This is a genomic window from Nocardioides caeni (genome assembly GCF_004912195.1).
GTDB lineage: Bacteria > Actinomycetota > Actinomycetes > Propionibacteriales > Nocardioidaceae > Nocardioides > Nocardioides caeni.
Map to the genome: position 1 here is coordinate 19883 of NZ_STGW01000018.1, position 20676 is coordinate 40558.

General features: G+C 72.0%; 18 protein-coding genes. 8 read left to right on the forward strand and 10 right to left on the reverse strand.

Going from position 1 to position 20676, the window contains the following annotated elements:
• Nucleotides 1–3 precede the first annotated feature (3 nt).
• Nucleotides 4–1050 (reverse strand): glycosyltransferase, encoded by a 1047-nt coding sequence (locus E9934_RS17740; protein WP_136564241.1) that lies wholly within the window; start codon nt 1048–1050, stop codon nt 4–6.
• A 171-nt stretch (nt 1051–1221) separates the two neighbouring features.
• Between E9934_RS17740 and E9934_RS17745 the strand changes: the two genes are divergently transcribed.
• From E9934_RS17745 to meaB, 3 genes are read left to right on the forward strand one after another with little or no spacing between them, the layout of a single operon-like run.
• The gene (locus E9934_RS17745; protein WP_238695042.1) at nt 1222–2946 is read left to right on the forward strand and encodes a methylmalonyl-CoA mutase family protein; all 1725 of its coding nucleotides are present in this window, start codon (nt 1222–1224) and stop codon (nt 2944–2946) included.
• Nucleotides 2943–5093, forward strand: a complete 2151-nt coding sequence (gene scpA / locus E9934_RS17750; protein WP_136564243.1) for a methylmalonyl-CoA mutase — start codon at nt 2943–2945, stop codon at nt 5091–5093. The genes E9934_RS17745 and scpA overlap by 4 nt, the downstream gene beginning before the upstream one ends.
• Nucleotides 5093–6070, forward strand: coding sequence for a methylmalonyl Co-A mutase-associated GTPase MeaB (meaB, locus tag E9934_RS17755; RefSeq protein WP_136564244.1), 978 nt, complete (start codon nt 5093–5095; stop codon nt 6068–6070). The genes scpA and meaB overlap by 1 nt, the downstream gene beginning before the upstream one ends.
• A gap of 13 nt (nt 6071–6083) precedes the next feature.
• Here the strand turns inward: meaB and E9934_RS17760 are convergent, their stop codons facing one another.
• Nucleotides 6084–6881, reverse strand: a complete 798-nt coding sequence (locus E9934_RS17760) for an SseB family protein (RefSeq protein WP_136564245.1) — start codon at nt 6879–6881, stop codon at nt 6084–6086.
• A 52-nt stretch (nt 6882–6933) separates the two neighbouring features.
• Here E9934_RS17760 and E9934_RS17765 point away from each other — a divergent pair, with 52 nt between their 5' ends.
• Nucleotides 6934–8115: an amidohydrolase gene (locus tag E9934_RS17765; protein ID WP_136564246.1), complete on the forward strand. Its 1182-nt coding sequence runs from the start codon at nt 6934–6936 to the stop codon at nt 8113–8115.
• A gap of 18 nt (nt 8116–8133) precedes the next feature.
• Here the strand turns inward: E9934_RS17765 and E9934_RS17770 are convergent, their stop codons facing one another.
• The 4 genes from E9934_RS17770 to E9934_RS17785 all read right to left on the reverse strand — a co-directional run bounded on the left by E9934_RS17770 (nt 8134) and on the right by E9934_RS17785 (nt 13430).
• Nucleotides 8134–9420 carry an ABC transporter permease gene (locus tag E9934_RS17770; protein WP_238695043.1) on the reverse strand — a complete coding sequence of 429 codons (1287 nt, stop codon included), beginning with the start codon at nt 9418–9420 and terminating at the stop codon, nt 8134–8136.
• Nucleotides 9417–10745 carry an ABC transporter permease gene (locus E9934_RS17775; protein ID WP_136564247.1) on the reverse strand — a complete coding sequence of 443 codons (1329 nt, stop codon included), beginning with the start codon at nt 10743–10745 and terminating at the stop codon, nt 9417–9419. The genes E9934_RS17770 and E9934_RS17775 overlap by 4 nt, the downstream gene beginning before the upstream one ends.
• A complete protein-coding gene (locus E9934_RS17780; protein WP_136564248.1) occupies nt 10742–12256 on the reverse strand; it encodes an ABC transporter ATP-binding protein in 1515 nt (504 codons plus the stop codon). Before E9934_RS17780 ends, E9934_RS17775 begins: the two co-directional genes overlap by 4 nt.
• A gap of 76 nt (nt 12257–12332) precedes the next feature.
• Nucleotides 12333–13430 carry a BMP family lipoprotein gene (locus E9934_RS17785; protein WP_238695044.1) on the reverse strand — a complete coding sequence of 366 codons (1098 nt, stop codon included), beginning with the start codon at nt 13428–13430 and terminating at the stop codon, nt 12333–12335.
• Nucleotides 13431–13664: 234 nt separating this feature from the next.
• On the opposite strand from E9934_RS17785, the gene E9934_RS17790 reads away from it, so the two are divergent.
• The gene (locus E9934_RS17790; RefSeq protein ID WP_136564249.1) at nt 13665–14060 is read left to right on the forward strand and encodes a cytidine deaminase; all 396 of its coding nucleotides are present in this window, start codon (nt 13665–13667) and stop codon (nt 14058–14060) included.
• Here the strand turns inward: E9934_RS17790 and E9934_RS17795 are convergent.
• Entirely contained in the window at nt 14057–14965 is a 909-nt protein-coding gene (locus tag E9934_RS17795; protein ID WP_158295056.1) for an FHA domain-containing protein, read from the reverse strand. The two genes, E9934_RS17790 and E9934_RS17795, sit on opposite strands and share 4 nt — an antisense overlap.
• Nucleotides 14966–15088: 123 nt before the next feature.
• Here E9934_RS17795 and E9934_RS17800 point away from each other — a divergent pair, with 123 nt between their 5' ends.
• The 3 genes from E9934_RS17800 to E9934_RS17810 are packed head-to-tail and all read left to right on the forward strand — an operon-like array spanning nt 15089 to nt 18151.
• Nucleotides 15089–15745, forward strand: coding sequence for a Crp/Fnr family transcriptional regulator (locus E9934_RS17800; RefSeq protein ID WP_202977374.1), 657 nt, complete (start codon nt 15089–15091; stop codon nt 15743–15745).
• 26 nt (nt 15746–15771) lie between these two features.
• The gene (locus E9934_RS17805; protein WP_136564252.1) at nt 15772–17070 is read left to right on the forward strand and encodes a thymidine phosphorylase; all 1299 of its coding nucleotides are present in this window, start codon (nt 15772–15774) and stop codon (nt 17068–17070) included.
• Between the two features lies 1 nt (nt 17071).
• A complete protein-coding gene (locus E9934_RS17810; protein ID WP_136564253.1) occupies nt 17072–18151 on the forward strand; it encodes an adenosine deaminase in 1080 nt (359 codons plus the stop codon).
• 15 nt (nt 18152–18166) lie between these two features.
• On the opposite strand, the gene E9934_RS17815 is transcribed toward E9934_RS17810, so the two are convergent.
• The 3 genes from E9934_RS17815 to E9934_RS17825 are packed head-to-tail and all read right to left on the reverse strand — an operon-like array spanning nt 18167 to nt 20638.
• A complete protein-coding gene (locus E9934_RS17815; RefSeq protein ID WP_136564254.1) occupies nt 18167–18682 on the reverse strand; it encodes a hypothetical protein in 516 nt (171 codons plus the stop codon).
• Nucleotides 18666–19286, reverse strand: a complete 621-nt coding sequence (locus tag E9934_RS17820) for an ATP-binding protein (RefSeq protein WP_193556925.1) — start codon at nt 19284–19286, stop codon at nt 18666–18668. Before E9934_RS17820 ends, E9934_RS17815 begins: the two co-directional genes overlap by 17 nt.
• Nucleotides 19287–19318: 32 nt before the next feature.
• A complete protein-coding gene (locus E9934_RS17825; protein WP_136564255.1) occupies nt 19319–20638 on the reverse strand; it encodes a hypothetical protein in 1320 nt (439 codons plus the stop codon).
• Between the last annotated feature and the right edge of the window lie 38 nt (nt 20639–20676).

Consider the following 20676-nt stretch of genomic DNA (forward strand, 5'->3'; position numbering starts at 1 on the left):
GTGTCAGACCGACGCGCTGACCGGCAGGTGGACGTCGACCAGATCGTCGACCGCGTCGGTCCACGAGCGTCGGAGGGCGGCCGCGCGGCCCGCCTCGCCCAGCAGGTGCCGCTGGGGATCGGCCGCCACCGCGGTCACCGCCCGCACCAGGTCGCGAGGGCTGCCGGGGTCGTGCAGGACCCCGGTCTCGAGGTGCCGGACCACGTCGCGTGCACCACCCGACCGGGGAGCGACCACCGGCACGCCCGAGGCCGCCGCGGCCCGGTGGGTGTGGCAGTCGGTCTCGTGCTCGCCCGGGTGGACGAGGACGTCGAAGGTCGGCAGCGCGACAGTGAGGTCGCCGGTGGACAGGGGGCCCGTGAGGCGGGCGCCGGGCACGCGCCGCGCCAGCCAGTCCCGCTCGGGTCCAGCGCCCGCGATCACGAGGCGGATGCCGGGGACCGCGGCCAGGTCCGCCAGGCGTCGTACGCCGGCAGCACGGTGGAGTCCGCCGACGTAGCCGACGACCACCCGGCGTCCGCTGCCGGCCTTGGCCTTCGACCACGAGGTGTGCAGCCACTGGTCACGCAGGGCAGGGTTGAAGGCTGCAGCGTCGACACCGGGCTCCCACAGGGCGGCGTCGACGCCCAGGTCGGCTGCCCGCTCGACCATCCACGGCGCGGTGACCAGGACCCGGTCGGCGCGGCCGGCGACCTTGGCCCGCCAGTAGTCGGCCGCGAGGTCGTGGACGGGGGACTGCTCGACGGCGACGGTCGCGATGCCGGCGGCGCGTGCGTGCTTGAGCGCCTTGCGGCCAACGTTGCGCGGCGAGTGGGCCTGGACCACGTGCGGAGCGAAGTCCTCGATGGCCGACCGGACCTGGCCACCGGCGGGCTCCAGCGGCCGGACCCGGACGACGTCGCAGCCGCGATAGCTGGCCAGGCCCGGACCCGGCGCGATGATCCGGACGGTGTGCCCGCGGTCGATCAGCTGGTCCGCAGTGGCCTTGAGCGTCGTCGTCGTGCTGTCGACGGCGGGATAGAAGGTCTCGGTGACGAGCGCGATCCTCATGGCTCGATCGTGGGTGCCGGACGTGTCCGTCGACCTCGCTGCCGGTGGCCGCGGGGTGAACGCTCGGCGACCTGACCGGCGTCAGGGCGACGCGTGACCCTACTCCCCGGTAATCCGGAGATTGGTCACACCTGACTGGTTCGAGGCCGGTCGCGGATAGTCTTGACCCTCGTGACTGACACGCCGCTGCTGCTCGCGCAGCCCGAGGACGCGCACTCGCGCGCCGAGTGGGAGGCGGCCACGGCCGCCGTCTTGCGCAAGACCCGCAAGCTCGCCGAGGACGACGCCGACGCGCTCGTCTGGGACAAGCTGACCCGTACGACGCTCGATGGCATCGGCATCACGCCGCTCGGCCTGCCGGGCGGCGAGACCTCCGCGGCCCGCCCGACGCGGCAGGGCGCCTGGGACATCCGCTCCCTCGTGGCCCACCCGGACGCCAAGCTCGCCAACGAGGCGGCCCTGGTCGACCTCGACGGTGGCGTCACGAGCATCTGGCTCGCCGCCGACGAGACCACGGACGTCGCGGCGACCCTCGCCGACGTACTGCTCGACCTGGCGCCCGTCGTGCTCGACGCACCCAGCGCGACCACGACCGTGGCGGAGGCGTTCCTCGCCCTGCCCGGTGCCAAGCATCCCGACAGCAACCTCGGCATCGACCCGCTCGGCGTCATGCTGCGGGAGATCCCGCTGGCCGTCGACGAGGCGATCGCGGAGCTGCAGACGCTGGCCCGCAAGGCCGATCAGCACGACATCCGAGCGATCGTCGTCGACGCCACCGCCGCCCACGACCTCGGCGCGAGCGACGCCCAGGAGCTCGGCTGGTCGATCGCGGTGGGCGTCGCCTACCTGCGCTGGCTGACCGACCACGGGCTCTCGGTCGAGGACGCCGCGGGCCAGATCGAGTTCCGCTACGCCGCCACCGACGAGCAGTTCCCGACGATCGCCAAGCTGCGCGCCGCCCGCGTCCTGTGGGCTCGGGTGCTCGAGCTCAGTGGCGTCGAGACGCCGGTCGCGCAGCGCCAGCACGCCGTGACCAGCAGGCCGATGCTCAGCAAGTACGACCCCTACGTCAACATGCTCCGCGGCACGGTGGCGGCCTTCGCCGCCGGCGTCGGCGGCGCGGACGCGGTCACCGTGTTGCCCTTCGACAGCGCCAACGGCCGCCCCGACGCCTTCGGCCGCCGGATCGCGCGCAACGTCAACCACCTGCTGATCGACGAGTCGCACGTCGCCGCGGTCGCCGACCCGGCCGGCGGCGCCTACGCCGTCGAGCAGCTCACCGGGGATCTCGCCGCCGCGGGCTGGGCCGAGTTCGGCCAGCTCGAGACGGAGTGGGAGAGCGGTCACGACTTCGACCCGTTCCGGGCCCGGATCGAGGAGGTCGTCGCACGCCGCGAGACCGACATCGCCCGGCGCAAGCGCCCGCTCACCGGCGTCTCGGAGTTCCCGAACCTGGCCGAGACGCTGCCGGAGCGCGCCGCCGACCCGCTCAACGAGCGGGTCCGCCGCTACGGCGCCTCCTTCGAGGCGCTGCGCGACGAGCCCGCTGCCGCACCGGTCTTCCTCGCCACGATGGGCACGATCGCCCAACACACGGCACGGGCGACCTTCGTCAGCAACCTCTTCGCTGCCGGTGGCATCGCGGTCGAGGTCGCCGGCGCCACGGCCGGCGTCGACGACCTGGTGGCGGCGTACTCAGGCCAGAAGGTCGTCTGTCTCGCCGGCACCGACGCTGCCTACGAGGAGTGGGGCGCCGCCGCCGCGGCCGCCCTGCGCGACGCGGGCGCGACCCGCGTCATCGTCGCCGGCAAGCCCGCTGACCACGCCGACGACAGCGCCGCCATGGGTGTCGATGCGCTGGCGTTCCTGACCCGGACCCGAGAGGCGCTGGCATGAGCATCCCGAAGAGCTTCGCGGGCCTGGCCCTGAACGGCGAGAAGGCCGCCGTCGACCTCCCGACCGGAGAGGGCTGGCACAGCCCCGAGGGCATCGAGATCAAGCCCGCCTACGGTCCCGCCGACCTCGAGGGCATCGACGCGCTCGACACCTTCCCGGGCCTCAGCCCGTTCCTGCGTGGTCCCTACCCGACCATGTACACCACGCAGCCCTGGACGATCCGGCAGTACGCCGGCTTCTCCACCGCCGAGGAGTCCAACGCCTTCTACCGCCGCAACCTCGCGGCGGGTCAGAAGGGCCTGTCGGTCGCCTTCGACCTCGCCACCCACCGCGGCTATGACTCCGACCACCCGCGCGTGCGCGGAGACGTCGGCATGGCCGGTGTGGCGATCGACTCGATCTATGACACCCGCACGCTCTTCGACGGCATCCCGCTGGACCAGATGAGCGTCTCGATGACGATGAACGGCGCGGTCCTCCCGGTCCTCGCGCTCTACATCGCCGCGGCCGAGGAGCAGGGGGTGAAGCCGGAGCAGCTCTCGGGGACCATCCAGAACGACATCCTCAAGGAGTTCATGGTCCGCAACACCTACATCTACCCGCCGACGCCGTCGATGCGGATCATCTCCGACATCTTCGCGTTCACCAGCCAGCGGATGCCGCGCTTCAACTCGATCTCGATCTCCGGCTACCACATGCAGGAGGCCGGGGCGACCGCCGACCTCGAGCTCGCCTACACGCTGGCCGACGGTGTGGAATACATCCGCGCCGGCCTCGAGTCGGGCCTGACGATCGACCAGTTCGCGCCACGTCTGTCGTTCTTCTGGGCGATCGGCATGAACTTCTACATGGAGGTCGCCAAGATGCGCGCGGCCCGGGCGCTGTGGTCGCGGCTGGTCCGCCAGTTCGACCCGCAGAACCCGAAGTCGCTGTCCCTGCGGACCCACTCGCAGACCTCCGGCTGGTCGCTGACCGCGCAGGACGTCTTCAACAACGTCGGGCGCACCGCCATCGAGGCGATGGCCGCGACCCAGGGGCACACCCAGTCGCTGCACACCAACGCCCTCGACGAGGCGATCGCCCTGCCGACGGACTTCTCCGCCCGCATCGCCCGCAACACCCAGCTGCTGCTGCAGCAGGAGTCGGGTACGACGTACTCCATCGACCCGTGGGCGGGCTCCTACTACGTCGAGAAGCTGACCCACGACCTCGCGGAGCGGGCCTGGGCCCACATCCAGGAGGCCGAGGCGGCCGGCGGCATGGCCGCCGCCATCGAGCAGGGCATCCCGAAGATGCGCATCGAGGAGGCGGCCGCCCGCACCCAGGCGCGCATCGACTCCGGCGCGCAGAAGGTCATCGGCGTCAACACCTTCCGGCTGCCGGCCGAGGACCCGCTCGACGTCCTCAAGGTCGACAACGACGACGTCTACCGCCAGCAGATGGCCAAGCTCGAGCGGCTGCGTGCCGAGCGCAACAGCGACGACGTCGACGCGGCCCTGGTCGCGCTGACCAATGCCGCCGACCGCGGCGAGGGCAACCTGCTCGACCTCGCCGTCGCGGCCGCGCGCCACAAGGCCACCGTCGGTGAGATCTCCGACGCGCTGGAGAAGGTCTACGGCCGCCACCAGGCCGTGATCCGTACGATCAGCGGCGTGTACAGGGACGAGGCAGCGAGCAACGAGGCGGGCGGCGAGGCCGTCGCCGCGGTCCGTCAGGCCACCGAGGAGTTCGCCGAGGCCGAGGGCCGTCGCCCCCGCATCCTCGTCGCCAAGATGGGCCAGGACGGCCACGACCGCGGCCAGAAGGTCGTCGTGTCCGCCTTCGCCGACCTCGGCTTCGACGTCGACGTGGGCCCGCTGTTCTCGACGCCCGAGGAGGTCGCGCAGCAGGCGATCGACGCCGACGTGCACATCGTCGGTGTCAGCTCGCTGGCCGCCGGCCACCTCACCCTGCTCCCCGCGCTCAAGACCGCGCTGGCCGAGCAGGGCCGTGACGACATCATGGTCGTCATCGGTGGCGTCATCCCCCCGGACGACGTGCCGACGCTCAAGGAGATGGGCGCTGCCGCGGTCTTCCTGCCCGGCACGGTCATCGCCGAGTCGGCGCTCGACCTGTTGGCCAAGCTGAGCGCCGCGCTCGACCACTGATGGACGTAGCGGGACTGCTCGACGGGATCCGCGCCGGGCGCAGGGCACAGGTGGCCCGTGCCATCACGCTGGTCGAGTCCACGGCCCCGCGCCACCGGGCGCTCGCGCGGGAGCTGCTGACAGCGCTCGCCGAGGACGCGCAGGCGTCCTCGGTCAGGGTCGGCATCTCCGGCGTGCCCGGCGTCGGCAAGTCGACCTTCATCGAGTCGCTCGGCATCCACCTCACCAGCCAGGGCCACAAGGTCGGCGTGCTGGCCGTGGACCCGTCGTCGGTCCGCACGGGCGGCTCGGTGCTCGGCGACAAGACCCGGATGTCGTCGCTGTCGGTCGATCCCAACGCCTTCATCCGCCCCTCGCCCTCGGCGGGCACGCTCGGCGGCGTGGCCCGGGCGACCACCCAGGCGATGGCGGTGCTGGAGGCCGCCGGCTACGACGCGATCCTCGTCGAGACCGTCGGGGTGGGGCAGTCCGAGGTCACCGTCGCCGGCATGGTCGACACCTTCCTCTTCCTCACCATCGCCAACACCGGCGACCAGCTGCAGGGCATCAAGAAGGGGATCCTCGAGATCACCGACGTGGTCGCGGTCAACAAGGCCGATCCGGCCGACGAGTCCCGATCCCAGCAGGCGCGGGCGGCCGCGCGCGAGCTCTCCGGCGCCCTGCGCCTGGTCCGTGGGCACGGCGAGTGGGTGCCGCCCGTCGTCACCGCCTCCGGGCTCACCGGTCACGACGTCGACGGCGTGTGGGCCCAGGTCCTCAAGCACCGCGAGCACCTCGGCGTCGACGGGCTCGCCCGCAAGCGCGCCGAGCAGCAGCTCGAGTTCACCTGGGCGCTGGTCCGCGACGAGCTCGACCAGCGGCTGCGGCACCACGCGGGCGTCAAGTCCGTGCAGAGGGAGATCCGTGCCGCCCTGCTCGCCGGTGAGCTGACGGCGCCGCTGGCCGCCGACCGGATCCTCGCCGCCTACGACTCCTGAGCCTGCCCGGCGCTCACCCGAGGACGTTGCGGATGCTGTCGGGGGTCGCGGCGAACGAGGACGGGTGCTGCGGGTCCAGGATCAGCACGTCGAAGTCCTGGCCGACGAGCCTGAGCAGGTCGGCGCCGGCTCGCTGCTGCACCTGCACGGCCTTGCCGTCATAGAACGCGCCGAGGCGGGTCGAGTCGGTGAAGGCCAGCAGGAGCCGCTCGTCGCGATGGTTGACGATGCTGGTCGGCGTCGTGCCGTCGCCCTGGGGGTCGAGCACGACGAGCAGGTCTCCGCCGGCGATCCGGCGCACCACCTCGTCGTAGGCCCGGTCGTCCTTGGTGGCGACGTAGGCGTCGGTCGCCGCCTGGACCTCGGGTGATGCGACGACGGGCTGGCTCGACACCGCCGCCTGCGCCGCGGGCGCCCACCGCTTGAGGAAGGACAGGTTGCCGAGTGGCAACCACGGGCCCGGGTGGTCCATCACGATGCCGGCGACGCCGTGCTGGCCGAAGGACGCCAGCCAGTCCAGCGCCTGGGGCATCGGCACGCCGAGGAAGGTGCTCCCCGGTCCCGCGACGGCGCCCGCCCGCTCCCGGGTGCTGTAGACGCCGAGCAGGTTCCCGATCCCGGGCTGGGCGAAACCGCTGGGCTGCGGCGCCTCAGGTGTGCCCCGGTTGACGACGTACCAGATGCCCAGCTGGGCCGCGGCCTGCCAGAACGCCATCTCGGCATCGCGGTCTCCCGGGGCCGCGGCCAGCGCTGCGTTGCGGCGGTCGAGCTCCTCGACCAGGACGGGTGCGTTCTCGATCACCCGGCCCACCCCATCATGCTGGCCGACCCTGCCGCCCAAGAGCCCCGGATAGGCTAGTCGGATGGATGCAGCACTCGCCCTGATCGACTCCGTCGTCGGCAAGTACGACGACGAGCTGGTCGAGGTGCGTCGCGACCTCCACCGGCATCCCGAGCTGTCGTGGTCGGAGAGCCGCACCGGCGGTGTGGTCGCCGCCCACCTGGAGCAGGCGGGCTGGCAGGTCACGCGGATGCCGCGCAGCGGCGTGATCGCCGACCTGGGGGAGTCGGGGCCGATGGTGGCGCTGCGTGCCGACATGGACGCGCTGCCCGTCGTCGACCTGACCACGGACCCGTGGCGCAGCGGGGTCGAGGGTGTCGCGCACGCCTGCGGCCACGACGTGCACACCTCGGCGCTCCTCGGCGCCGGCCTGGCACTCGCGGAGCTGCACCGCCAGGGTCTGCTGCCCGGCCGGGTCCGGCTGCTCTTCCAGCCCGCCGAGGAGGTCATGCCCGGTGGCGCCAAGCACCTCATCAGCCACGGTGCCCTCGAGGACGTGCAGCGGATCTTCGCGCTGCACTGCGACCCGTCCGTCGACGTGGGCGCCATCGGTCTGCGCGTCGGTCCGATCACGAGCGCGGCCGACCGCATCGAGGTGCGTCTCGAGGGCAACGGGGGGCACACCTCGCGCCCTCACCTGACCGGTGATCTCACCTTCGCCCTCGCGAAGGTCGCCAGCGAGCTGCCGGCCGTGCTGAGCCGCCGGATGGACCCGCGCGCCGGAGTCAGTGTCGTGTGGGGCGTGCTCCGTGCCGGGGCCGCGGCCAATGTCATCCCCGACTCGGGGGTGGCGAGCGGCACCGTGCGGATCCTCGAGGCGGATGCCTGGGCCTCCTGCGAGGCCGTCGTGCGCGAGGCGGTGCTCGACATCGTGCGGCCCTATGGCATCACGGCCTCGGTGGACTACCTGCAGGGCGTGCCACCGGTCGTCAACGAGCGGGTCAGTGTCGCGATGATCGGCGCCGTGGCCGACCAGATGCTCGGTCTGCACCACCGCACCGAGGTCGAGCAGAGCCTGGGCGGCGAGGACTTCGGCTGGTATCTCGGCGACGTCCCCGGTGCGATGTTCCGGCTCGGCACCCGCACCCCCGGCGGCGCGACCTTCGACCTGCACCAGGGCGACTTCGAGGTCGACGAGGCCGCGGTCGGCGTCGGCGCGCGGATGCTCGCCGGGGTCGCCCTCACCGCCGGCGCGACCGACTGACGATCGCGCCGGGCCGGCTCAGCCCTTCCGGTAGGGGACGCCGTCGGCCGCGGGCGCCCGCGAGTGGCCGACCAGTCCGGCGACGGCGATGATCGTCACGACGTAGGGCAGCATCAGCATGAACTGGCTGGGCACCGGCGCGCCGATGACCGACAGCACGCCGGACAGGTTGGTGGCGAAGCCGAAGAGCAGCGCCGCCAGGGTCGCGCGGACGGGGTCCCAGCGGCCGAAGATCACCGCGGCGAGGGCGATGTAGCCCGCACCGCCGGTCATCTCCTCGCCGAACTGGGAGACCGAGACCAGCGTGTAGGTCGCGCCGCCGACGCCCACGATGGCGCCCGCGAGCAGGAGCGTGGTGTAGCGGGTGCGGTTGACCTTGATGCCGACGGTGTCGGCGGCCTTCGGGTGCTCGCCGACCGCACGCACGCGCAGGCCCCAGCGGGTCCGGTAGAGCGCGAACGCGGTGAGCGCGACGGCGCCGTACATCAGGTAGACGAGGATCGTCTGCCGGAAGAGCACCGGACCGATGACCGGGATGTCGCCGAGCACGGGGATGGGCAACCGGGAGAACTGCTCCGGGGAGTTCAGGCTCTCCGGGTGCTCGCTCAACAGCTGTCCGAACAGGAAGCTCGTGATGCCGATGACGAGGACGTTGAGGACGACACCGACGATCACCTGGTCGACGAAGTAGGAGATCGCGAAGAAGCCGAGCACGAGCGCCACCAGCGCGCCGGCGCACATCGCGGCGACGAGGCCGCCCCACGGCGAGCCGATGACGGTGCCGAAGATCGCCGCGGCGAACGCCCCGAAGAGCAGCTGGCCGTCGATGGCGATGTTGACGACACCCGCGCGCTCGCCCAGGACGCCGCCGAGGGCGCCGAAGACGAGGGGGACCGCGAGCGCGATCGACCCGCCGAGGAGGCCGATCACCGGAATGGTCTCGCCGGCGGCAGCCCAGGCGAGGAAGCCGAAGACCGCGACGACGGCGAAGAGTCCGATCAGCCACAGGGGAGTACGACGCCCGCGGTTCACGAGCAGGGCCGAGGCGGCAGTGCCGACCGCGAGCAGGACGACCACGCTCGCCAGGGTGGCGGTCGAGGGCACGACGAGCTCGGGAACCTCGAAGAAGTCGGTGTCCGCGGCGATGCGGAAGGTCGCGTCGCCGGAGCGGGCCTTGAACGCGGCCAGCAGGGCCACCAGCATCGTGACGACGCCGAGGACGATCGGTGCCTTCAGCGCACCGGGCTGCCCCGCCGTGGGCGGGGTCTCGTCGAGCTCGGGTGCGGGGGCGGACACGGTGCTCACGCCGTCGCCTCCTTCGGCAGTCGGAAGATCGCTCGGACCAGTGGTGGCGCGGCGATGAACAGCACGATCAGGGACTGGATGACGAGGACGATCTCGACCGGGATGCCCTCGGAGACCGACATGGTGAAGCTGCCGGCCTTCAGGGCGCCGAAGAGGAGACCGGCGGCGAGGATGCCGAGCGGTCGGGACCGGCCGAGCAGGGCGACGGTGATCGCGTCGAACCCGATGCCGGCGTCGAGGTCGACCGTGACCCCGCTGGGTGCCGTGCCCAGCACCTGGTTGACGCCGGCCAGGCCGACGAGGGCCCCGGCGATCAGCATCACGTAGACGTAGGTGGCGCCGACGTTGATGCCGGAGGCGCGGGCGGCCTCGGGGTTCTCACCGACGGCGCGGAAGCGGAAGCCCATCGCCGACTTGTTGAGCAGCCACCAGGTGAAGGCCACCGCGACGAGTGCGCCGACGAACCCCCAGTGCAGGTTGAACCGGTCGCCGAGCAGGTTCGGGAGGACGGCCGACTCCGGCATGGCCTCGGACTTCGGGTTCGCCGAGCCGGGCGCCTGCAGCCACCCCTGCTTGGAGAGGGCGTAGAAGACGAGGTAGTAGCCGACATAGTTGAGCATGATCGTGACGATCACCTCGTGGGCGCCGGTCCGGGCCTTCAACAGGCCGGCCAGTCCGGCCCAGAGGGCTCCGGCGGCCGCGCCGGCGAGGATCGCCAGCGGCAGGTGGATCGCCGCGGGGGCGTCGACCGAGATCGCGACCCAACCGGCGGCGGCACCGGCCAGCAGCATCTGGCCGCGGCCACCGATGTTGAAGAGGCCGGCACGGAAGGCGAGTCCGACACCGAGACCGGCCAGGATCAGCGGGCCCGAGAACTTGAGCGTCTCGGTCAGCGGCCGGATCCGGGTCTCGAAGTCGGTGCCCTCGCCGTTCCACACCGAGCCGCGGAAGAGCGCGCCGTAGGCGCCGGTGATCGCCTCGCGGACGTAGAAGAAGAAGTCGCCGGGACGCGAGCCGATGTAGCCCATGCTGTCGCGCACGTCCTCGTCGGTGGCGAGGATCATGATCGACCCGACCACCACGGCCAGGACGATCGACAGCAGCGAGACCATGGTGCTGCCGGTGGCGATCTGACGCAGAGCACCCGCGAAGGGGCTCTGCGGGGTCGCCGCCGCGGCAGCGACGCTGACGTCCTCGTCGGGCGTGAGGTCGTCGTCCTCGCCGGGCAGGTGGCTCGGTGCGACCTCGGCCGCGCCGGGTGCCTCGACGATCGGGTGCTCGTCGTCCGGCTCGCGACGCTTGCTCAGCGGGTCGTCCCCGGTCATGCGACGACTCCTTCCGGCCGCTCACCGGCCATCATCAGGCCCAGGGTCTCCCGGGGCGTGTCCGCAGGTACGACGCCGACGACCCGGCCCCGATAGAGCACCATGATCCGGTCGGAGAGTGCGGCGATCTCGTCGAGCTCGGTGGACACCAGCAGCACCGGCACGCCGGAGTCGCGGGCCGCGACGACCTGTTTGTGGATGAACTCGATCGAGCCGACGTCGACACCCCGGGTCGGCTGGGCCGCCACCAGCAGGCGCAGGTCGCGGGAGAGCTCGCGCGCGACGACCACCTTCTGCTGGTTGCCGCCGGAGAGCTGGCTCGCGGTCGACTGGATGTCGCGGGCGCGCACGTCGTACTCGGTGAGCCTCTCGTTGGCGAAGGTCTCGAGGACCTTGCGGCGCACCGTGCCGAGGCGCACGAAGGGCCGCCCGTGGCTGCGGTTGAGCATCAGGTTCTCGGCGATGGTGAAGTTGCCGACCAGACCGTCGACCTGCCGGTCCTCGGGGATGAACCCGACGCCGGCGGCGAGGACCTTGCGCACCGACCTGCCGACGAGCTCCTTGCCGTCGAGTCGGATCGACCCCCGCACGTTGCCCTGGAGGCCGAGCACGGCCTCGGTCAGCTCGGTCTGGCCGTTGCCCTGCACGCCCGCGACACCGAGGACCTCGCCGGCAGCGATGGCGAAGCTGATGTCGTTGACCTGGACGTGGCCGGTCGCGTCCGTGACCGTCAGGCCGCTGACGACGAACGACTCGGGGCCGGGCGTCGCCGGCTCCTTGTGCACGGTGAGCTCGACCGGGCGGCCGACCATCAGCGCGGCGAGCTCGGCGTTGGTGGCGGTGGGGCTCGCCTCACCGACGACGGCACCGCGTCGGATGACGGTGATCCGGTCCGCGATCGCCCGGACCTCCCGCAGCTTGTGGCTGATGAAGACGATCGCCGTGCCCGATTCACGGAGCTGACGCATGATCTCCATCAGCTCGTCGGTCTCCTGGGGGGTCAACACGGCCGTCGGCTCGTCGAAGACGAGGATCCGGGCGTCACGGGAGAGAGCCTTGATGATCTCGACCCGCTGCTGGACACCGACGGGCAGCGTCTCGACCAGGGCGTCGGGGTCGACGTCGAACCCGAAGCGCTGGGAGATCTCGCGGACCCGCGCGCGGGCGGCGTCGAGGTCGAGGGTGCCGGCGAAGCCGGTCGCCTCGTTGCCGAGCATGACGTTCTCGGCGACGGTGAACACGGGGACGAGCATGAAGTGCTGGTGGACCATGCCGATGCCGGCAGCCATCGCGTCGCCCGGCCCGGAGAAGTTCTGGACGACACCGTCCAGGGCCAGCTCGCCCTCGTCGGCCTGGTAGAGGCCGTAGAGGACGTTCATCAGCGTCGACTTGCCGGCGCCGTTCTCACCGAGCAGGGCGTGGACCTCGCCCGCGTTGATGGTGAGCGAGATGTTGTCGTTGGCGACCAGCGGGCCGAAGCGCTTGGTGATGCCACGCAGCTCGAGCGTCATGGAGCGATCCTCTCAGGCAAAACGGTTCCGGGGGAGGTCGGCCGGGCCGACCTCCCCCGGAGGATTCGTCAGTGGATCACTGGACGAGGTAGGACGTGACCGGGATCGAGCCGTCGATGATGCCGGCCCTCACGGACGCGAGCTCGTCGGCGAGCGTGTCGGAGATCTTCGAGTCGAAGTTGTGGAACTCGGCGATGCCGACCCCGTCGTTCTCGAGCGTGCCCACGTAGGGGGAGGCGTCGAAGTCGCCGTCGCCGGCGGCCAGGACGGTCTCGTAGACGGAGATCTTCATGTTCTTGAGGATCGAGGTGAACACGACGTCCTGGGTGTTGGGGTCGGTGTCGTAGAAGTCGGCGTCGACACCGATGAGGGCGATGTCCTTGCCGGACTCGTCGATCGCCGTCAGCGCACCCTGATAGATCGGGCCACCCACCGGCAGGATGACGTCGGCGCCCTGGTCGAGGATCTGCTTGGCGGTGTTGGTCGCCTTCTCGTTGGCGTCGAAGCCACCGGTGAAGACGCCCTTGTCGTTGCCCTCCCAGCCGACGACCTTGACGGCCTTGCCCTTCTCCTTGGCGTAGTAGTCCACGCCCTGCTTGAAGCCGTCCATGAAGATCGTCACGGTCGGGAACGGCATGCCGCCGTAGGTGCCGACGGTGCCGGTCTTGGTGTAGTCGGCTGCCGCGTAGCCGGCGAGGAAGGCCGCCTCCGCAGTGTTGTAGAGCAGCGGCTTGATGTTGGGCTCGTCGGCCTGGCCGTCGAAGGTCGCGCCGTCCTCGCCGCCGTCGGCGGCGTCATCGATGAGGACGTACTCGATCTCGGGGTTGGCGGCGGCCGACTTCTTGGTCGCCGCAGCCAGCGCGAAGCCGACGGTCACGATCATGTCGCAGCCCTCGGCGACGAAGCCCTCGAGCGCGCCGTCGTAGTCGTTCTCGTTGGTGGACTGGAACTCCCTGAACTCGGCGTTCAGCTCCTTCGCCGCGTCCTCCACGCCCTCGTAGCTGAGCTGGTTGAACGACTTGTCGTCGAAGCCGCCCGCGTCGGACAGGATGCAGGGGAGGAAGTCGATCTTCTCCTCGGCCTTCTCGTCGGGGGCGTCGCCGCAGGCGGCCAGGGTCGCGCTCGCCATGACGGCGAGGGCGGCGATGGCCGAGGTCCGCTTCCAGGTCTTCACAGGTGTCCTCCAGGTCGGCGCCCGGCTCGTTGGCGGCAGGGCAGGGAGATGTGGGGTGGATCCTTCGGCTGCATACTGGCTCACGCCCGGGGTGCGGGGAAGCGAGTTCGGCGAAACGGTTACCAACTTGGGACATTTCTCGTCCGAGAGCCCGCCGACGCAAGATCCTCGCCCCGACGCGGGCGAGGTCGCGGGTGGGTCCGCTTCCTCCAGGTCATCGTCTAGGTTGGCCTCGTGGTCGACTGGGACGCCCTGCAGCAGGCCGCCGTGGACATCGCGGCGCGGGCCTACGCGCCGTACTCCGGCTATCGGGTCGGCGCCGCGGCGCTGGCCGACGACGGACGGCTGCTGGTCGGCTGCAACGTCGAGAACGCTGCTTACGGCGTCACCCTGTGCGCGGAGTGCGGGCTGGTCTCCCAGCTGCACGCGAGTGGCGGCGGACGACTGACCCACTTCGTCTGCGTCAACGGGACCGGCGACGTGATCATGCCGTGCGGTCGCTGCCGCCAGCTGCTGTGGGAGGCCGGCGGCGCCGCCCTCGAGGTCCTCACGCCCGAGGGTGTCCTCACGATGGACCAGGTGCTGCCGCAGGCGTTCGGCCCGGAGGACCTGGAGCGCTCCGCGCGCTAGCCGACCGCCGGCCAGGCGAAGGCGATCTCGGTGTCGCCGACGCGCAGCACGTCTCCGTTGGCGAGCAGTTGCGGCGCCGCGATCCGCTCGCCGGCCACCCTCGTGCCATGGGTCGACTGCAGGTCGGTGACCACGAAGCCGCCGTTGGTGGCGCTGATCGCGCAGTGGTGCCGACTGACCGCCGGGTCGGCGAGCACGAGGTCGTTGTCGGGGGTGCGGCCGATGCGGGCGCCGTAGGTCGTCAACATCAGCGTGCGACCGTCCGGCAGCGTGAGGGTCGCCGGCAGGACGTCGACACCGCTGCGCATGGTCGAGGGCACCTCGATCGCCGCGGCCGGGCCCTTGCCCGCCAACGACCGGACCGGCGGAAATCCCCGGGGCAGCCCCGGACCGGTCAGCTGGAACAGGCGCTCGGGCTCGGCGATGTCCTTCAACGGGTGCCGGCCGAGGTCCACCGCCGACACGTCGGGCTCGCTCGCGATGACCAGTCCCTGCAGCGCGCTGACGGTCGCGAGCACCTGACCACCGTGGGCCGCGGCGGCCACCCGCGCCGCACGGTGGACCTCGTAGCCGACATAGCTGCCGTCGTACGTCGTCACCCGGCCGTGGTGCAGGCCCATCCGGACCCGCACGGTGGCTCCGTCGGGCCACTGCGCGGCGCTCAGGGACCGCTGCGCGGCGACGGCCGCCGCCACTGCCGCCTCCCGCTCGGTGAAGACGACGAAGAAACCGTCACCCGCGGTGTCGACCTCCTGGCCGTCGTGCGCCTGCCACGCGGCGCGACCCAGCTCGCGGTGCAGGCGCAGGACCGACGGCCACCCGGCGCCGAGGGCCTGGGCCAGCTGGGTCGACCCCTCGATGTCGGTGAAGAGGAGCGCGAGCTCGCCCACGGGCAGGGCCGTCACGACGCACTCACCGGGGGCACGGTCCACATTCAACCCGAATCCCCGCCGAATCCCTGCCGAATCCCTGCCGAATCCCTGCCGAATCGGACCCATCCGGCAGGGATCTGCGGGAGCCTTGTGCGCGTGGAATGGCACCTCCTGCGCAGCCTCACCGAGGCCGAGCGCGCCGAGCTGCTCGCGATCGGCCGACGGCGGACCTTCGCGCGCAACGAGGTCGTCTGCCACGCCGGCGATCCCGCTGACTCCCTGCACCTGATCGTCTCCGGCCACCTCGCGATCCGCGTCTCGCTCCCGAGCGGCGACGCGGCCACGATCAACGTGCTCGCGCCGGGGTCGAGCTTCGGCGAGCTGGCCCTGCTGCGGGCCGACGGCACGCGCACCGCGACGGTCACGGCGATCGAGGCGGCGGAGACCATGGCGATCCCGGCATCCGCCTTCCAGGCGCTGTGCAGCCGGAAGCCGGAGGTGCAGCGGGCCCTGTCCGCCATGCTCGCCGAGCGCGTGGACGAGCTGAGCCACCGCCTCCTCGAGCTGTCGTACGTCGGCCTCGACCGCCGGGTCTACCGCCGGCTGCTGGAGCTGGCCCGGAGCTATCACGACGGCACCGGCCCACCCGTCCTGCCGATCACCCAGAGCCAGCTGGCCGACCTCACCGGCGGCACCCGTCCCACCGTCAACCAGATCCTCCAGGGGCTGGTCGAGCGGGGGACGATCGAGATCGGCCGCGGCCGCATCACGGTGCTCGACGGGAAGGAGCTGCGCCGCCGGGCCGGGCTCTGAGCTCGTGGTGGCCGTAGGGTGCGGACATGGTTGCCGCACCCCATGACGCCGTCGAGGTCATCATCACCAAACGCGACGGCGGCGCCCTCAGCACGAGCCAGATCGACTGGATGGTCGACGCCTACACCCGCGGCGCCGTCGCCGACGAGCAGATGTCGTCGCTGGCGATGGCGATCCTGCTGCAGGGCATGGATCGCCGCGAGATCGCTGACTGGACCGCCGCGATGATCGCCTCCGGCGAGCGGATGGACTTCTCGACCCTGTCGCGCGGCACGGCCGACAAGCACTCGACCGGCGGTGTCGGCGACAAGATCACGCTGCCGCTCGCGCCGCTGGTCGCGGCCTGCGGCGTCGCCGTCCCGCAGCTCTCGGGACGCGGACTGGGCCACACCGGCGGCACGCTCGACAAGCTGGAGTCGATCCCCGGCTGGCGGGCGCTGCTCTCCAACGAGGAGATGCTCGCCCAGCTCGAGTCGGTCGGCGCGGTGATCTGCGCGGCCGGCGACGGCCTCGCCCCGGCGGACAGGAAGCTCTATGCGCTGCGCGACGTGACCGGCACCGTGGAGGCGATCCCGCTGATCGCCTCCTCGATCATGAGCAAGAAGATCGCCGAGGGCACCGGTGCGCTGGTGCTCGACGTCAAGGTCGGCAGCGGCGCGTTCATGAAGGACGTGGACCGCGCGCGTGTGCTCGCCGAGGTGATGGTGGCGCTCGGCACCGACGCGGGCGTGCGGATGGTGGCGCTGCTGACCGACATGGACACCCCACTCGGCCTCACCGCCGGCAACGCCATCGAGGTCGCCGAGTCGGTCGAGGTCCTCGCCGGCGGCGGACCCGACGACGTGGTTGAGCTGACCCTCGCCCTGGCGCGCGAGATGCTCGCGGCCGCCGGACGCGACGACGTCGATCCGGCGGACAGGCTCGCCGACGGCTCGGCCATGGACGCGTGGAAGGCGATGATCCGCGCGCAGGGCGGTGATCCGGACGCAGCGCTGCCGGTGGCCCGCGAGTCCCACGTCGTCGCGGCCCCCGCCGACGGCGTGCTGAGCCGGCTCGACGCGATGGCCGTCGGCGTCGCCGCCTGGCGCCTCGGCGCCGGACGGGAGCGCAAGGAGGACCCCGTGCAGGCCGGCGCCGGTGTCGTCTGGCACGCCCGCCCCGGCGACGAGGTGCGTGCGGGGGAGCCACTGTTCACGCTGTTGACCGACACCCCCGAGCGATTCGACCGCGCGCTGGCCGCCCTCGAGGGCGGCTACGACGTCGCGCCGGCCGGGACGGCGTTCGAGCCGCGGCCACTGGTGATCGACCGCATCGGGAGGGACTGACATGACCGGACTGAGCCACGACCTGCTCGTCGCCGCGCCCAAGGTGCTGCTGCACGACCACCTCGACGGTGGACTGCGACCGCAGACCATCGTCGAGCTGGCCGCGGAGGTCGGCCACGCGCTGCCGGCCGGCAACGCCGCCGACCTGGCCGACTGGTTCGCCGAGGCCGCGGACTCCGGCTCGCTGGAGCGCTACCTCGAGACCTTCGCGCACACGCTCGCCGTCATGCAGACGCCCGAGGCGATCACCCGCGTCGCCCGCGAGTGCGTCGAGGACCTCGCCGCCGACGGCGTCGTCTACGCCGAGATCCGCTATGCCCCCGAGCTGCACGTCTCGACCGGGCTGGCGCTGGAGGAGGTCGTGGCCGCGGTCCAGCGCGGCTTCAGTGAGGGCATGGAGGCGGCCGGCGGACGGATCGTCGTGCGCCAGCTGCTCACCGCGATGCGCCAGGCCGCCAACTCCCGCGAGATCGCCGAGCTGGCGATCGCGTGGCGCGACCGTGGTGTGGCCGGATTCGACATCGCCGGACCGGAGGCGGGATTCCCGCCCACCCGCTTCCTCGACGCGTTCGAATACCTCCAGCGCGAGAACTTCCACTTCACCATCCACGCCGGCGAGGGCTTCGGCCTGCCGTCGATCTGGGAGGCGGTCCAGTGGTGTGGCGCCGACCGGCTCGGCCACGGCGTGCGGATCGTCGACGACATCACCGTGGACGACGCCGGCGTCGCGCACCTCGGCCGGCTGGCGTCGTACGTCCGGGACAAGCGGATCCCGCTCGAGATGTGTCCCTCCTCCAACGTGCAGACCGGCGCTGCCCACTCGATCGCCGAGCACCCGATCAAGCAGCTGGCCGACCTGCGCTTCCGGGTCACCGTCAACACCGACAACCGCCTGATGAGCCGCACGTCGCTGACCAAGGAGTTCGGCCTGCTGGCCGGCGCCTTCGGCTACGGCTGGCGCGAGATCGAGTGGTTCACCGTCAACGCGATGAAGTCGGCGTTCCTGCCCTATGACGAGCGCTACCGGCTGATCGTCGACACGATCAAGCCGTGGTACGCCGACCAGGCGGCTCGCGCCTGACCGCTCAGCCCGCGGTCAGACCACGAACCAGGCGTGCGACCAGCCGGCGACGTCGATCCGGTGGTGGGTGAACTGCTCCTCGGTGATGCGCAGCAACCGGCCGGAGGCGGGGTCGAAGACCGAGATCGCATCGGGCAGCCGGTCGACGGCGAGCACGACGTGGCGGGGCAGCCAGCGCGATCCGATGTAGAGCGCGACAGGGCGGATGCGCACCTGCTCGCGCACCACCTCCCAGCCGATCGCCGGCCGCGGCCGCACGTGCACGGTCGCGATCTGTCGGCCGGTCAGCACCCGCATCGCGTTGGCGACGGCCCACGGCGGCGTGCCGAGCCGGCGCGGCCACGGGACCTGGAAGCGGTCGCGAGGGCTGCGCGAGGAGGTCAGCAGCCGGTGCTCGTCGCGAATCTGCTCGGGCGACTCGGGGCGCCAGGGCGTGAGGATCGCGCGGGCCGCGAGCACGGATGCCGCCCCGCAGCTGGTGGGATCCGGCTGGCGGAGGCGGGCCGGGTCGAGGTCACTCGGCCAGCGCATCGTCGCCCCCCGTCAGCTCGGCGAAGGCGCGGTCGCCGGTCGCGGTGCGGCAGCCGACGGCCGTGGTCCGCCGTACGACGGCGCGCTGGGCGCGGGCAAGCGCGATCCCTCGCCGCAGCAGCACCAACGGTGGCTTGCGGTGCTCGCGCAGGTCGCGCTGGAGGCGCCGCCCGAAGGTGATGAGCGGGTGCTGGGTGATGCAGTAGGCCGCGGCGAGGATCCCGGCCTCGCGGCACTCCTCGACGACCTCGGCGGCGAAGATGCCCTCGGCGCAGAAGCGGGTCGCGCCCCCCAGGTCGATGCGCTGGGTGCCGGTGCGGCGGCTCTCGGAGATCGAATAGATGGGGAGCTCGGTGCGGCCGGTGGCGCAGAGCACCTGCAGGGCGGCGACGGCGTCGTCGTGGCGCCACGTGCCCGGGTCGTCCCAGTCGATCAGTCCCGCGTTGGCGCCGCCGCGGATCAGGGGGAGGCCCTCGGCGTCGGCGTCACAGTAGAAGTCGTCCAGGCGAAGGGTCGGCCAGCCGCGGGCCTCCTGGAGGCGCTCGGCGAGACGCGACTTGCCGGCCCCGGAGGGGCCGGCAAGGACGATCACGCGGGCTGTCATGGGGGTCGAGTCTGCCCGACCCCCATGACGGGTCATCGCGTGGGGAGCGCGATGCCCTCCAGCCGGACGGGCCGGCCGTTGGTGACGACGACGACCTTGATCGTGCCGGTGAAGGCCGTGCCGAAGGTCGTGATCGGGATCAGTCGCTTCGTGGTCGTGCGCGCCGTGCGCAGCGACACGGTCTTCAGCAGGGTCCGGCCGGCATAGACGCGCACGGTGCCGTGCGTCGCACCGCCGTTGGCGACCAGGACGACTCGCCGGGCGTTGCGGGCGGCGACGGTGGCGCTCGCCCCGCGCCGGGAGGTCGCGAGCACGCGTCCGTCGTACGACGCCCGCGAGGCCGGGAGCGTCCAGCCGGCCGAGCGGCGCAGCGATCGGGCGGGCACCGGGACGGTCCAGTGCCGGGCTGCGCCGGTGGCGTCGGTGTTGCCGGCGCGGTCCGTGGCCCGGGCCTGCAGGACGTGCGTGCCGGCGCCCAGCCCGGTGACCCGGTGCTGGCCGGGGGCGCAGGTGCGGGCACGGCCGTCCAGCGTGCAGGCCAGGGTCGAGCCGGTCTCGGAGGAGCCGAGGGTGAACGCGGCGGAGGTCGAGGTGACGACGGCGCCGTTGGCCGGCCCACCGGTGATGGTGGTGCGCGGCGCGGTGGTGTCCCCACCGCCGCCGGTGCCCGCCTTGGCGGCGAACAGTGGGACGTAGGGCGTCACGTACTGCTTGTTGCCGCCGTGGCCGCCGACGGTGAAGGCGACCTGCAGGTGGTCGCCGGACTGGGCGACCGGACAGGGCGCGGTGCCGTTGACCCGGGACTGGCAGGTCGGGGCCGGGGTGGCGGTGCCCTTGAACTCGCGGGTCGCGATGACGGGGAACTGGAACTCCAGGACCTCGCCGCGGGCGAGGACGAACGGCTCGTCACCCGGCAGGGCCAGGGCGATGCCGCCGTTGGCGCCGTGGGAGATGTCGAGTGCGCCGTCGCTGAGCGTGCCGGGCTCGCCGAGGGTGTTGATGCCCCACAGCACCGGCTCCTCGGGATAGCTGAGCCCCGCGGGCGGGAGGATCTCCGGGACGGTCAGCACCCGCTCGCTGCAGGGCAGGCCGACGAGCCCGATGTAGCCGCGGAGGAAGAACTTCTCGCCGACCTTGGGCACCTCGCCGGTCGGCGAGCGCCAGCCGGTGTTGGCGCTGACGCCGACGGTGGGCTGGTTGGTCCAGCAGTTGATGATCGTGTCCGACGTCGTGACGCCGTCCTGCCACTCGCCGGTGGCGGCGGAGGCACTGCCGGCGAGCGTCGGGGTGACGCCGAGGAGACCGGCGGTGAGCAGCGCCGCGGAGAGTGCGGCGATCCTGGGGAGACGCATGGTTTTCCTTTCCTGGAGGGGGTTCTGGGGGTTCCGGG

Bases quoted from the DNA above. Each gene is read 5' to 3' on its own strand.
- scpA (WP_136564243.1), top strand. From the start codon at position 2,943: ATGAGCATCCCGAAGAGCTTCGCGGGCCTGGCCCTGAACGGCGAGAAG.
- E9934_RS17805 (WP_136564252.1), top strand. From the start codon at position 15,772: ATGGTTGCCGCACCCCATGACGCCGTCGAGGTCATCATCACCAAACGC.
- E9934_RS17810 (WP_136564253.1), top strand. From the start codon at position 17,072: ATGACCGGACTGAGCCACGACCTGCTCGTCGCCGCGCCCAAGGTGCTG.
- E9934_RS17765 (WP_136564246.1), top strand. From the start codon at position 6,934: ATGGATGCAGCACTCGCCCTGATCGACTCCGTCGTCGGCAAGTACGAC.
- E9934_RS17825 (WP_136564255.1), bottom strand. From the start codon at position 20,638: ATGCGTCTCCCCAGGATCGCCGCACTCTCCGCGGCGCTGCTCACCGCC.
- E9934_RS17780 (WP_136564248.1), bottom strand. From the start codon at position 12,256: ATGACGCTCGAGCTGCGTGGCATCACCAAGCGCTTCGGCCCGCTGGTC.
- E9934_RS17740 (WP_136564241.1), bottom strand. From the start codon at position 1,050: ATGAGGATCGCGCTCGTCACCGAGACCTTCTATCCCGCCGTCGACAGC.
- E9934_RS17775 (WP_136564247.1), bottom strand. From the start codon at position 10,745: ATGACCGGGGACGACCCGCTGAGCAAGCGTCGCGAGCCGGACGACGAG.
- meaB (WP_136564244.1), top strand. From the start codon at position 5,093: ATGGACGTAGCGGGACTGCTCGACGGGATCCGCGCCGGGCGCAGGGCA.
- E9934_RS17815 (WP_136564254.1), bottom strand. From the start codon at position 18,682: ATGCGCTGGCCGAGTGACCTCGACCCGGCCCGCCTCCGCCAGCCGGAT.
- E9934_RS17820 (WP_193556925.1), bottom strand. From the start codon at position 19,286: ATGACAGCCCGCGTGATCGTCCTTGCCGGCCCCTCCGGGGCCGGCAAG.